This is a genomic window from Victivallis sp. Marseille-Q1083 (assembly GCF_903645315.1).
Classification (GTDB): Bacteria; Verrucomicrobiota; Lentisphaeria; order Victivallales; family Victivallaceae; genus UMGS1518.
In genome coordinates, this window is record NZ_CAHJXL010000002.1 from 908,140 (window position 1) to 921,604 (window position 13,465).

The 13,465-nt window shown below is 57.3% G+C and carries 11 protein-coding genes; 3 read left to right on the plus strand and 8 right to left on the minus strand.

Translation table 11 applies throughout. The features are described 5' to 3' along the window. Positions 1–903, plus strand: a complete 903-nt coding sequence (locus tag HWX74_RS19765; protein ID WP_176015270.1) for a nucleoside hydrolase — start codon at positions 1–3, stop codon at positions 901–903. A gap of 4 nt (positions 904–907) precedes the next feature. On the opposite strand, the gene glpK is transcribed toward HWX74_RS19765, so the two are convergent. The 3 genes from glpK to mnmG form a co-directional block, all read right to left on the minus strand. Beyond that, positions 908–2,398 carry a glycerol kinase GlpK gene (glpK, locus tag HWX74_RS19770; protein WP_176015317.1) on the minus strand — a complete coding sequence of 497 codons (1,491 nt, stop codon included), beginning with the start codon at positions 2,396–2,398 and terminating at the stop codon, positions 908–910. A 102-nt stretch (positions 2,399–2,500) separates the two neighbouring features. Beyond that, positions 2,501–3,460 (minus strand): ABC transporter permease, encoded by a 960-nt coding sequence (locus HWX74_RS19775; protein ID WP_176015271.1) that lies wholly within the window; start codon positions 3,458–3,460, stop codon positions 2,501–2,503. Next, positions 3,441–5,321 carry a tRNA uridine-5-carboxymethylaminomethyl(34) synthesis enzyme MnmG gene (gene mnmG / locus HWX74_RS19780; protein WP_176015272.1) on the minus strand — a complete coding sequence of 627 codons (1,881 nt, stop codon included), beginning with the start codon at positions 5,319–5,321 and terminating at the stop codon, positions 3,441–3,443. The genes HWX74_RS19775 and mnmG overlap by 20 nt, the downstream gene beginning before the upstream one ends. 310 nt (positions 5,322–5,631) lie before the next feature. Here mnmG and HWX74_RS19785 point away from each other — a divergent pair, with 310 nt between their 5' ends. Continuing rightward, positions 5,632–6,102: a DUF2726 domain-containing protein gene (locus HWX74_RS19785; RefSeq protein ID WP_217705036.1), complete on the plus strand. Its 471-nt coding sequence runs from the start codon at positions 5,632–5,634 to the stop codon at positions 6,100–6,102. 16 nt (positions 6,103–6,118) lie between these two features. On the opposite strand, the gene HWX74_RS19790 is transcribed toward HWX74_RS19785, so the two are convergent. Genes HWX74_RS19790 through argB form a run of 4 tightly spaced genes read right to left on the minus strand, consistent with a single transcriptional unit; the run spans position 6,119 to position 10,689 of the window. Next, on the minus strand, positions 6,119–8,179 hold the full coding sequence (locus tag HWX74_RS19790; RefSeq protein WP_176015274.1) for a hypothetical protein: 2,061 nt from the start codon (positions 8,177–8,179) through the stop codon (positions 6,119–6,121). A 37-nt stretch (positions 8,180–8,216) separates the two neighbouring features. After that, positions 8,217–9,272 carry a chorismate synthase gene (gene aroC / locus HWX74_RS19795; protein ID WP_176015275.1) on the minus strand — a complete coding sequence of 352 codons (1,056 nt, stop codon included), beginning with the start codon at positions 9,270–9,272 and terminating at the stop codon, positions 8,217–8,219. Next, positions 9,269–9,805, minus strand: a complete 537-nt coding sequence (locus tag HWX74_RS19800; RefSeq protein ID WP_176015276.1) for a shikimate kinase — start codon at positions 9,803–9,805, stop codon at positions 9,269–9,271. The genes aroC and HWX74_RS19800 overlap by 4 nt, the downstream gene beginning before the upstream one ends. Beyond that, positions 9,805–10,689, minus strand: coding sequence for an acetylglutamate kinase (gene argB / locus HWX74_RS19805; RefSeq protein ID WP_176015277.1), 885 nt, complete (start codon positions 10,687–10,689; stop codon positions 9,805–9,807). Before argB ends, HWX74_RS19800 begins: the two co-directional genes overlap by 1 nt. Before the next feature lie 340 nt (positions 10,690–11,029). Here argB and HWX74_RS19810 point away from each other — a divergent pair, with 340 nt between their 5' ends. Continuing rightward, on the plus strand, positions 11,030–12,547 hold the full coding sequence (locus tag HWX74_RS19810; RefSeq protein WP_176015278.1) for a DEAD/DEAH box helicase: 1,518 nt from the start codon (positions 11,030–11,032) through the stop codon (positions 12,545–12,547). Positions 12,548–12,624: 77 nt separating this feature from the next. Here the strand turns inward: HWX74_RS19810 and HWX74_RS19815 are convergent, their stop codons facing one another. Continuing rightward, on the minus strand, positions 12,625–13,437 hold the full coding sequence (locus HWX74_RS19815; protein WP_176015279.1) for an ATP-binding protein: 813 nt from the start codon (positions 13,435–13,437) through the stop codon (positions 12,625–12,627). Positions 13,438–13,465 lie beyond the last annotated feature (28 nt).

Sequence of the window (13,465 nt, forward strand, 5' to 3'; positions counted from 1 at the left end):
ATGCCGAAAGATTGCTTGCCTGATCGAATCGATATCGTCATCGATTCCGATGCCGCCAACGAGACGGATGACCAGTTTGCCATTGCGTTGGCCTTGATGGCGGCGGAACGGTTTCAGATTCGGGCCATGTATGCCGCCCAGTTTTTGCATGTCAACGTCTATTCCCGCGGCGAAGGAATGCAGGCCAGTTACCGGGAGCTGCTCCGGCTGCTGACTTTTTTTCCGGGCCGGGATATTCCGTGCCTGCCGGGCGCGGCGGCGACGGCGGAGCAGGGGGGCGTGTCCGCTGCGGCGTGGCATCTGGTCGAGTTGTCCCGGCAATACGACGCATTGCACCGGTTGAAGGTCGTCGCCATCGCTGCCCTGACCAACATCGCCGGGGCGATTTTACTGGATCCGACAATTTGCGAACGAATTGAACTCTGGTGGCTCGGCGGCCAGCTTTATGAAAACCCGCCGGAAGAATTCAATTTATGCGGCGACCTGGCCGCGGTGAAAATCGTTTTCGATTCGATGGTGCCGATTGTGATGTTTCCGTGCGCCGGAGTAGCGCAGCAGTTGATTTTAACCCGCGAAGCGGCGGAAACGTATTTGGCGGCCAGAGGTGTTCTCGGCGCTTTTCTGTTCCAGCGCTTTCGGCGTGCCATCGAAAGCTGGCGGCAATCGCAGGCCTCTCTGTGGGATATCGCTCCGTTTGCAACTCTGCTGGAGCCCGCCTGGGCGGAACTGGTTGAACTGCCGCGCCGGAAGTTTTGTCCGAAACCGCTGGGGTGGCGCCATGAAACTGCCGGTACGATCCGGATGTGCCGACGGTTGGCCGCTGATCAAATTCTGGCGGATTTCTTCCGGCGCCTCGCGGCATATCATGCCGCATATCCCGGCTTGACCGGTCCGGATTTTTAAAACATCAATCGACGGCCCAGTGACGCGCCCGTTCGACGGCCCGTTTCCAGTCGCGGTAGAGGCGTTCGCGCTTTTCCGGCGGCATTTGAGGAGTAAAAATCTTCGCCGTCTTGCCGATCTCGGCGGCCGGGGCAAAGCCGACCGCTTCCGCCGCCAGCAGTGCCGCTCCCAGCGCGGTGCTTTCCACGCAGACGGGCCGTTCGACCGGAATACCGAGCAGGTCGGCCTGAAATTGCAGCAGAAAATCATCGCCGACCGCACCGCCGTCGGCACGCAATGCGGTGAGTGGATGCGGATAATCCTGGCGCATCGCTTCGGCCAGGTCCCGGCATTGGTAGGCGATGGCTTCGTCGGCGGCCCGGATGAGCTGTTCCCGCGTCGTGCCGCGCGTCAAACCGACAAGGGTGCCGCGCGCGTACATATCCCAGTACGGCGCTCCCAGCCCGGCGAAAGCCGGCACCAGATAAACGCCGCCGTTGTCCGGAACCGTCGCGGCTATTTTGCCGGAATCGGCGGCGTTTTCGAGGATGCGCAGGCCGTCCCGCAGCCATTGAATCAACGCTCCGCCGATGAATACCGATCCTTCCAGCGCATAGGACGGCTGCCCCGGCCGGGTCTGGGCATTCAGGGTCGTCAATAAACCGTTGTTCGAACGAACCCGATGACCGCCGGTATTCATCAGCATGAAACAACCGGTGCCGTAGGTATTCTTCAAGGTTCCCGGCTGCCGGCAATTCTGCCCGAACAGCGCCGCCTGCTGATCGCCGGCCAGGCCGGCGATTGGGATTGGACAATGATTCAGCAGCGGAGTGGCGCAGCGGGCGGCGATTCCGCTGCTCGGCACCACTTCCGGCAGCATGGCGCGCGGAATGGCGAATTCCCGCAGCAGCCGCTCGTCCCATTGCAGGGTTTGAAGGTTGAACAACATCGTACGGGCGGCATTGGTGTAGTCGGTAACATGGCGCCGGCCGCCGGACAGTTGCCAGATCAGAAAACTGTCGATGGTCCCGAACCGGAGGTCGCCGCGTTCCGCCCGTTCGCGGGCGCCGGGAATTTGTTCGAGCAGCCATTGAATTTTGGTGGCGGAGAAGTAAGCGTCGACAATCAGGCCGGTCGTCGTTTGGAGGTATTCGGCCAGGCCGCGTTGCTTCAGTTGTTCGCAGTAATCGGCGGTGCGGCGGCATTGCCAGACGATGGCGTTGTGAATTGCCTCTCCGGTGGTACGGTCCCAGATTACCGTCGTTTCCCGCTGGTTGGCAATGCCGATGGCGGCAATCTGTTCCGGTTGGAGGCCGGCCGAACGGAGCGCCTGCTCCATTGACAGAAATTGCGATTCCAGCAGTTCCAGTACGTCATGCTCCACCCAGCCGGGGTGGGGATAGTATTGCGGCAATTCCTGCTGCGCCTGACCGACGATGCGCAATTGCCGGTCGAAAATCAGTGTGCGCGAACTGGTAGTCCCCTGGTCCAAAGCCATCAGAAAGTTTTGTTTCATCATGCCAGCCTCTCCGGATTGTTTGTTGCTACCTTATCACGGCAAAAGGGGTTTTGCCAGATCGGGAAAGCGTTTTTTCCGCTTGCCCGGAAGAGAGCGCGTTCAATTGCTGCCGCGCAGCCGCGGATCGAGCAAGTCGCGCAGTTTGTCGCCGAGGATGTGCAGAAAAAGCACCAGAAAAAACATAACGCCGGTGGCGGCGGCGACTTCCCACCAGATGCCGCGCCAGAGGCGTTCCTGGCCATCGGCGATCATCAGTCCCCAACTGGGGACGGATTGCACCCCCAGCCCCAGGTAACTGACGATCACTTCGGTCATGATCGCCGAAGCGAACAACAGGGTGAAATAGATGATGACCAGATGCATCAGATTGGGCAGGATATGCCGGAAGATGATGATCAGCGAATGCTGCCCGGCCACTCTGGCGGCCAGGACGTAACCCTGGTTGCGCAATTTCAACGTTTCCGCCCGGACGACCCGGCACAATGTGACCCAGCCGGTGAGGCCGATGCCGAAATAGATGGCCAACATGCCCGGGTCAGTATTCAGCCAGGCGCCGCAGGTCCGGACGAAGCGGCCGATGCCCGGCGACAGGAATCCTTTGCTGACCAGCAACGCGAAGGCCAGAATGAACAGCAACGTCGGCATTGCCGCAAAGGTGCTGTAAAGCCAGACGGTCGCTTCGTCGAGTTTGCCGCCGTAGTAACCGGCCAACGCGCCGAGCAGTACCCCGATCAGAGATGCGATGCAGGCGGCGATGACGCCGACTTTGACGGCGGTAGCCGTGCCGGCCAGCGAACGCCAGAACACGTCGCGTCCCATGTAATCGGTGCCGAACCAATGGCGGGAGGAGGGGGGCTCGAAGCGTTCCGCCATATTTTCCCGGTTGTAAATCGGCGTAAGCCGTTGATGACGGCAATACGCCGTGTAGCTTTCGAACCCGACGGCCACCAGCAGATAACCGATCAGGCCGAGCAGACAGCACAGCGCCAGGCGATCCCGGGAAAGCCGGATCAGGAAGTCTCGGAAAAAATGAAAACGGTCAGGATTGGTGGTCTGCATTGATTGTCGCCGGGGTTTGCTTGTAGAGACGGGAGAGGTGAATCTGCAACAGGGCGACTTCCGGCGGCGTTACGCCGTCAATCCGTTCCGCCTGCGCCAGCGTGGAGGGAACGATTTTCTTGAGTTTCAACCTTGATTCGTTGCTCAAGCCGTCGATGGCATCGTAATCGAAATCCGGCGGAATCCGCCAGCTTTCCAGTTTTTTCAGTTTATCGATCGATATGCTTTCCCGCTGCAGATAACCTTCATAATGGGCCTGGATCAGCAATTGACGGAACAAACGCCGGTCGGCGGCCGCGGCCAAATCCAATGGCAGCCGGTCGGCGGCAAAGGGCAGGGGCGTGTCGGGCCGGTAAACCCCTTCCAGCGTTTTCAGATGTTGCCACAAGGATTTCCGATCGATTTTGGTCTGTTTCAGGAACGCCGCGACGGTGTTGAGGCGATCGCGATAACCGGCGAAGCGGCGGTAATTTTCGAGCGGCAGCAAGCCGGTTTGGAACGCGAATTCCGACAGCCGCAAATCGGCGTTGTCCTGGCGCAGATGCAGCCGGTATTCCGCCCGGCTGGTGAACAGGCGGTACGGTTCGATGATATCCTTGGTTACCAGGTCGTCGACCATGACGCCGATGTAACTGGTGTCGCGCGACAGCTCCAGCAAAGAACGGCCGGCCGCATAACGGGCAGCATTGGCGCCAGCCAGCAAGCCCTGTCCGGCCGCCTCCTCGTAACCGCTGGTTCCGTTGATTTGTCCGGCGGAAAAGAAATTCGGCCAACGTTTGAGCGCCAGCGTCCGGTTGAGCTGGTCCGGAAAGATAAAATCGTATTCGATCGCATAGGCGTAACGGGTAATGACGGCGTTTGCCATGCCAGGAATGGAATGGATCATCCGCTGCTGAATGGCCGGCGGCAGGCTGGTTGAGATACCGTTGATGTAATACTCCCGGGTATATTCGCCTTCCGGCTCCAGATAGAGCAGGTGGCAGGGATGATGCGGGAAGCGGACGACTTTGTCCTCAAACGAGGGACAATACCGGGTACCGATTCCTTCAATTTTGCCCTGGTACAACGGCGCCTGCATCAAATTGTCCCGGACAATGTCGGCCGTTTCCTCCGTCGAATAGACCATATAGCAAGGCAGATCACGCTTCCGCGCTTTCGGCAGCGGCTGCGTCGTCGGCCAGAAACTGAACTCTTCTTCGAAACAATCGGCAACTTGTTGAGTCATCGCCGAAAAGTCGATCGTTTTGGCCAGAATACGGGGAGGGGTGCCGGTTTTCAATCGCCCCAGTCTGATTTGCATCTGGTTGCGCAACGCATCCGCCAACGCATAGGAGGGCGGGTCTCCTGCCCGGCCGCCCGGGAAATGCTGCAAACCGTAATGCAGTTTGCCGGATAAAAAAGTTCCGGTCGTCACCACCACGGCTCGACAACGAATGATTTCGCCCAGGTGAGTGACGATTCCGCGTAATTCGCCGTCCTCCAGACAAAATGCGGTAACTTCAGCCTGCAGGATATCCAGATTGGATTGCAGTTCCAAATATAATTTTGCGGCTCTCTGATAGCAGACCTTATCGCATTGCGATCTGGGCGACCAGACCGCCGGCCCTTTGGTTTGATTAAGCAGCCGGAATTGAATTGCCGCGCAATCGGTGATGATACCCTGCATGCCGCCCAGCGCATCGATTTCCCGCACCACCTGACCTTTGGCGATGCCGCCGACGGCCGGATTGCAGCTCATTTGGGCGATATGATCCGCATTCAACGTGATTAGCAGCGTTGCCGCTCCCAATCTGCTGGCGGCGGCGGCGGCTTCACAACCGGCATGGCCGGCGCCGATGACGATAACATCGTATTCTTTCATTCTATCTCTTATCGATTCAAAACCGGAGGATCTGTCAATGCATAAAAAAAACAGCAAGAGATAACATACGGTATTTTTGACAGATTTCAATATCGTTTCGAAGTAATCACTCCCCTGCCCGAAAGAAATCATCTTTTGATTAACATAACATATATTATGCGACGTTATATCCGTGCCGCTCAAAAGGCCCCTTCCCATTAAGACGATCGCTTCTGGAAAGTGTTCTGGAAAAAAGAATAGTTCGGCTTTTGCAAAAAAGCAATTGTTCCACTATGGTATTCGCGGAATTTTTCAACAACAGGAGTGAATGTTGACTGATTGGTGGTTGCCGGTTGCCGGTGTTGTTGTTTTTTTGTTGGTCATCGGGCTGTGGCTGGGATGCCGGCGGCCGCGAAATGTCTATGAGCGGGCATGGCTGCTCAGTGAAAATGAACTGGCATTCTATCGGGTGTTGGAGCGGGTGGTCGATCATCGTCAATACGTTATTTTCTGTAAAACCCGGCTGGAAGACATCGTCCGGGTCAAAAACGGCGTGAAGAATTATCATGCCTTGCGCAATCGCATCAAATCACGTCATATCGATTTTCTGATCTGCCGCCGGAGGGATTTGACCGTCTGGCGCGCCGTTGAACTGGACGACCGTTCTCATGAAACGCCGAACGCGATGCGTTCGGATGCGCTGAAGGATCGGGTTTGCGCCCAGGCCGGTATTGTACTGGTCCGGGCGCAGAGCAAAACAGTGTACCGGGATGAGGATATACGAACGCTGTTGACTGGCTAGACCAACTTTGAGCCGGTCAATTCCAGTACCAATACCAGAGGAGCAGCCCGATGCCCAGTAAAATGCCGCCCCAGATCCACAACAGCTTCCAGTTGTAAGCCGGCGCGTATTGGGAACAGATGTCCCGACGGTTCAATTCGGCCCCGGGCGGATAAGGGGCCCGGTAGGTGAAGATCCGGGAAACCTGATAACTCAAGCGCATCGGCAGATTCACCGCCCAGCCGGCGGCATCCAGGAATAAGCCCAAATCGCGCTTCTGCAATTTGATCAGAGCGGAAACGACCAGCGGAACGATGATGGCCAGCAAAATGATACCGAATCCGTAAGCCAATTGAAGCCAGGTGACTTTTTCCAGTGCCTTGATCAAAAACGCGGCGCTGCTGCCGACTGCCGCCAGACTGACGCCGCCGAACATGATTAGTGCCGGACTGCTGGTGAAAATGCTTTTCAGGTTGGACGGTTTGTCGTTTTTGATCGCTTCCGCCGCCTGAGTTTCCACCGGCGAAAAATCCGTCAGCTTCTGGAACCGGCTGCCCACCAGGCCGCCGAGCCGCCGGAACGGCTGCCAGAACGATTGTCCGAATGAAATCGGGCCGTTGAGGAAATCGGTCACTCTGACATTGTAGCACCGTTTGTCCTTGTCGATGAAGACACCCCCCTTGCCTGGATAAATCCGGCCGGTGCTGCCGCCGGTGATCACCGCCGCCAGATATTGCGGCGGCTGGCCGGGCGGCATTTGGATTTCCAGATACATCAGACACAGATTGGAGTTGACGACGATTTTTTTATGGGCGGCGACATCCCGCAGCCGGATGATCAAATCGAAGTGCCGGCCGTCCATGATCAATGTACCGCTTTGGATCATCGAGTCGAGCGTCGGGTCGAACAGCGCCCGGAAATTGACGAAGTTGTTGACCAGGTCGAACAAATATTGTTTATAGAGCAGTAATTTTTCAAAATCGCGCAATAGGTTCAAACGGGCGCCCAAGGTTTTATCTTCGTCGAACCGGTCTCGCAGCGCCTGAACCGCCTGGTCGTCCAGATAGCCGGTCAATGTTTTCCGTTCCAGTTTTCCGGCGACATCGCCGCTCAATTTGGCTATATATTGCTCATAAGGCGCCAAGGCCTGTTTGATTTCCTGCCAGCGTGCCAATGTCAGTTCCGGCAATTGAAAGTTTCGGGAGAATTCCTTCAGGGTGTTCGCATAGAAAGGGTTGAGCCGGGCGGAGAAATCCAGCCGCAAATCGGCGGCCGGTTCCGCCAGCGGCGCCTCCTGCAGGGTTTCGGCCACGGCGGCCGGATCGTTCAATGCCAGTGGCGGCAACGCCTTGGGATCAAGCCGGAAACGGTCGAGATTGACCGGATTGAGCGCTACCAATTGACAATAGCGGAAAAATTCGTCCAATTTGTTGCGCAATGCTTGATAGGGGGCGAAAAATGGTGCCGGATCCTGTCCTTCATACAACGGTTTGGCCGCGTTGCTCTCCCAGTTGACGTATTCGGCGATGGCCTTGATGAACTGTTCAAGTCCATCGAGCGTGATGCCGGTGCCGCCTTCAGGGGCGGCGGTGCCGTAACCGGCCTTCAGGATATCGAGATAAAGCGTTTCTCCGGCCGAACCGGCAACCGCCTGCGCGGTCAAAATTCCGTCACCGTGCAATGCGCTGCCGTTCAGCTCTCGAATTGCCGCGGTGACTTTGGCCAGAATCAACCGGCCCTGTTCATCGGTCAAGTCCGGATTGGCTTGAATAAATTCCACATAATGCGCCGCGGCCGGCGTATCGGCAATCGCCGACAACTCCAGAGCAGGAGCAACATCATTCAGGGCTGAAAAATCTTTCAAACGATCCGACAACCAGCGGACTGCCGCATAAAGGTCATCCACCCGGATGACCCGATTGGCGTCGCTGTCGAGGTAGTTCAGAAAATCCCGGTTGGTATTCAACGCTTCCAGCGGGGCGCTCAGTACCGCCCACAGCGCCGGATCCAAATCCGACAGCAATCGCAACTCCTCCGGTTGGGTGATGAGACATTGCAGGCTGCCGCCGACTTTTTGAAATTTCAACTTCGTTGCCATCGCTTTTTTCTCCTCTGTTTCCTCGTCCGGCGCAGTGTCAGGCCAGCAGTGCAGCCTGCCGTTTGCACATGTCGATCAATACGATAGCGCTCATCGCTTCCAGTACGACGCCCAAACGGGGACACAGACATGGATCGTGCCGGCCGCGAATTTCACAAGCAACCGGGGTTCCGTCAAGGGCGATCGTCGCCTGGCGCCGGGCGATCGAAGCGGTCGGCTTGACCGCGACGCGGAAGACGATTTCCGCTCCGGAGGAAATGCCGCCGAGAATACCGCCGGCATGATTGCTCTGCCAGCCGTCCGGACCGAATTGATCATTGTGCTGGCTGCCGGACATGGCGGCAGCCTGGAAGCCGGCGCCGAATTCCACGCCTTTGACGCCGCCGATGGACAGCGCCCCTTTGCCCAATTCGGCATCCAGCCGGTCGAATACCGGTTCGCCCCAACCGGCCGGCACCCCCGCAATCCGGCACTCGACGATACCGCCGACACTGTCGCGGTTGGCCTGGGCCGTTTCGATGGCCCGGATCATCTGTTCCGCGGCGGCGGCGTCACCGCAGCGCACCGGGTTATTTTCCACCTCTTCCCGGTTGAAGGTTGTACATTTGACCGCGCCGATCTGCAGTGTATGGGAAAAGAGCGTGACGCCTTTGGCGGCCAGCAATTGCTTGGCGACCGCGCCGGCGGCGACCCGCGCCGCCGTTTCCCGGCCGGAAGAACGGCCGCCGCCGCGATAATCGCGGTTGGCATATTTTTTGAAATAAGTATAATCCGCATGGCCGGGCCGGAACAACCCGGCCAGATTGCGGTAATCGCTACTGCGGGCGTCGTGATTGCGGATCAGCATGGCCAGCGGCGTTCCGGTGGTTTTGCCTTCGAACAGGCCGGACAGAATCTCTACCAAGTCCCCTTCCCGCCGTTGGGTGGTCAGTTTGGATTGTCCCGGCTTGCGCCGGTCCAATTCGCGCTGAATGGCCGTGACATCCAGCCGGATATCGGGGGTCACTCCGTCGATGACCACCCCGAGCGCCGGACCGTGCGACTCCCCGAAGGTACTGATCTGAAAAAAATTGCCGTAAATACTGCCGCTCATAATCGATCCTTCAATAATGCCAGCAAACGCTGGGTTAACTGCTCCGGCGGAGCTTCCTGCTGAACCGGCACCCGGCAGGCGGCGACGGCCCGGTAACGTTCGGCCCGCTGCCGGTACAGTCGGGCAAAGCTTTCCCGAGGCGCCGCCGCGTCTAGGAATGGCGGCAAGCCGTTGGCGACGATGCGCGGATAGATGACTTCCGGCGCCACTTCCAGATAAACCAGACAACCGAGTTTCGTCAACGCCGCCGCCGCGTACGGATTGCCCGGCGTGCCGCCACCCAGTGCGATGACGGCATTGTCGGGAACATCGGCCGCCAAGCGGTCCAGCAGTTCGCCTTCCAGCCGGCGGAAGCCCTCCCGTCCGAGTTTTTGAAAAATCTGCCGGGTCGGCAGCGATTCGTGATGCTTCTCGGCATATAGGCGTTCCAGCGCTTCGTCGCTGTCGATGAAGCGCCGCTGCAGAATGGCGGCCAGCGCCCTGCCCTGGGTGCTTTTGCCGCAATGCTTCATGCCGATCAGGACCAGGTTCATCAGATGGAATCCGGTTTGACGATTTCCGTGCCGATGCCACTGTCGGTGAAAATTTCCAACAGCAGCGAATGCACCACCCGGCCGTCAATGAGGTGCACTTTATTGGTGCCGGCCTGCAGCGCCCGCAGACAGCTCTGAATCTTTGGCAGCATGCCGCCGGAGATGACCTTATCCTGAATCAGGGCATTGATTTCCGTCGTGCAGATCGTCGGGATTACCGTCGATTCGTCACCTGGGTCGCGCATGATGCCGGGAACATCACTTAAGAAAACCAGTTTGCGGGCGTGAATGGCTTCCGCCACTTTACAGGCGGCGATATCGGCGTTGATATTGTAAATCTGGCCGTCGATGCCGGTTCCAAGCGGAGTGATGACCGGAATCTGGCCGGCGTTCAACGCTTCGAGGATGCGGGAACCGTCCACCGCAACGATATCGCCGACGAAGCCGACATCGACCCGCTCGCCGTTTTCAGGGTTGGTGGCGAACATCTTTTCCGCCGACAGCACCGATTTGCCGGAAATGCCGATCGCCTGTCCGCCGGCATTGCGGGCCAGCTCGACCAGTTCCCGGTTGATTTGGTTGTGAAGCACGTCATCGACGACTTGAATGGTTTCCCCGCAGGTATGCCGCAAGCCGAAGATGAAATTGACCGGAATCTCCCGCTTTTTCAACGCGGCCGAGATTGCTTTGCCGCCGCCGTGGACGACGACCGGACGAATGCCGATGCACTCCAGCAGAACGATATCGCGCATCGTTTTGCGAACCAAGTCGGGATTTTCCATCGCGCTGCCGCCGAATTTGATGACCATGACGGCATTGCGGAATTTCTGTATATAAGGCAATGCTTCGAGCAGAACTTCCGCCTTATCGATCAATGTTTTCATTTTTTTCCTTCAATTTTGCTGATCAAGGTGATTCAAAATTCCATAAATATACCGTAAAGTGCCGGAATCGACAAGTCCGGACCGAAAAAATTCGCCAAAGAGTTGGTTCCTGCGGTGATAAAATCTTGAAAAAAAACAGAATGGTGATATTAGTAACGAACTTGGAATCGGTCGGGAACTGACCTGTGACGGCATTCAAGACCTGCTCTGGCGCCAAAAGCTCTGCCTGGTATTCTCTTGATTCTGTACGACTCCAAAGGGTTTGTCGGATTTTGACGGGTCGTCTGCCGCCAAAAATACTGTATGTTTGCCGTGAAAAGTGTGAGAGAAAGGTTGTATCTTGTTAACATCATTGAAGAATAGAATCCGCAGTTGGCTCGGCATTGCCCAGCCGGCGGTGCCTACTGTCGGAACAGCGCGTCCCGCTGTCAAAAATCGTCCTGCCGCCGGAAAATCATCGAAGAACAAACGGACGGAGGAACCGGCGACCCGCCCTCCCCGGCGTTCAGTGCGCAGCGGCGAAAAAAAGCCAAGGCAATTGCCGGCGCTCGGCCAGAAAACCAGAATATTGCCGGTGAAACCGGCCGCGTTGCTGGAGGTGCCGGAAGTGGAAGGCAAGACCAGATTTCTGGATTTGCCGATCCATCAGGATATTCTGTTCGGCTTGCAGGAGATGGGGTTTCAATATTGCACGCCGATCCAGGCGCAGTCGCTGCCGGTTCTGCTGGCCGGCCGGGATCTGGCCGGCAAGGCTCAGACCGGCACCGGCAAGACCGCCGCCTTCCTGATTGCCGCCTTTACCCGGCTGCTCAACCAGCCGCTGCCGGAGCGTGCCGCCGGTTATTGCCGGGTACTGGTCATGGCGCCGACCCGGGAATTGGCGATCCAGATTCATAAGGATGCCGAAAAAATTGCCGCTTTCGCCAATTTGAACAATGTCGTCGTGTTCGGCGGCATGGATCACGAGAAGCAGCGCCGCTCGCTGGACCAGCCGGTGGACGTGCTGATCGGGACGCCGGGACGCATCATCGATTTTGCCCGTGGCCGCAGTTTGAATTTGAGCAAGACCGAAATCCTGATCATCGATGAAGCGGACCGGATGTTGGATATGGGCTTTATTCCGGACGTCCGGCGGATCATCGCTCAACTGCCGGGACGGGAAAAGCGCCAGACGATGTTTTTCAGCGCGACGCTGGACGACAGCATTCTGCGCCTGGCTCAGAGCTGGCTGCGCGAACAGACTTTCATCGAAAGTGAACCGGAAGAAGTGGTCGGCAAGACGATTGAACAAATTTTTTATACGGCGGCGATCCGGGAAAAATTACCGCTGCTGCTGTATTTTATCCGCACCCAGCATTTCGACCGGATGCTGGTATTCGGCAACCGTAAAGACAGCAATTTGTCATTGCAGCACCAGTTGAGCCGTTACGGCGTCAAGGCGGCGCTGCTTTCCGGCGACATTCCGCAGGAAAAACGGCTGCGGATTCTCGAAGATTTCCGTTCCGGCAAGGAAAAAATCGTCATCGCCACCGATGTGGCGGCGCGCGGTATCCATGTCGACGATGTGTCGGTGGTGATCAACTATGATTTGCCGGAACATCCGGAGGATTACGTGCATCGCATCGGCCGTACCGGCCGGGCCGGCCACCTGGGCAAATCGATCAGTTTCGTTTGCGAATACGGCGCTTATGTATTGCCGGAGATCGAGAAGTTCATCGATATGCAATTCCATTGCGTCTGGCCGGAAGACGAGATGCTGGTGTTGCCGGAGGGGCAGGAGAACTGGGATCGGCCGGAACCGGCTGCTCCCCGGAAACGTTCCAGCCGTTCTCCGCGGCGGTCCAGAGCACGTCGCTGAAAACCATTTTTACCAAGCAGGTCGGCATAGTCTACCTGTTTGGGAGCTTGTTCGGGTGATGACTGGCCGCCCCAAGCTCAAGGCTGCATGCGACCGTCAATGCCGATGATTTTTACAAAGACTTCGAGTTTTTTCCCGGCTTTGTCCAGCGCCTTTTCGACGATGGAGACGGTGCCGCCGCAACAGGGAACTTCCATGCGGGCTACGGTAACTGAACGAATTGGATGCTGCCGGAAAATTTCAGCCAGCTTTTCGACGTATCCTTCCGGATCGCTGTCGAGTTTCGGACAGAAGACAATCAGAATTTTGCCGGCCAATAGCTCGCGGTGGAAACTCCCGCAGGCGTGCGCCACGCAATCGGCCGAAACCAGTAAATTGGCGTTGGCGAAATATTCCGCTGTCGGATTGAGGAGTTTCAACTGTATCGGCCACTGTCGCAAGGCGGAATTTCCTCCTTCCGGAGTTTCACGGGAGACGACTGCCAGCTTTTTGCCCAGGGTGCCCGGACAACCGCAAGGCAATTCTTCCGGAGCGCCCAATTCCGGAACCGGCAAACCGTTCTCCTTTAGGAAAGCCGTTGCAATTTCGAGCAACTTCCCCTCCCCGTGGTCTTTCAAATGTTTCAAATGCGCCCGCACCGTATTTTCGCCCTGTTTGACGATGTTGACCATTACGTTACGTTCCTCGTAAGGTTCGGCTTCCCGCTCAACCGCCCGGATTGCCCCGCGCGGACATTCTCCGATACAGGCTCCCAGTCCGTCACAGAACAAGTCGCCCACCAGCCGTACCTTGCCGTCGATCAAACGCAAGGCGCCCTCCGGACAATTCGGAATGCAGATGCCGCAGCCGTTGCATTTTTCTTCATCAATTTCGATAATTTTCCGTTTCATAACATCTCTCCTCAAGTTTGTTAAAATT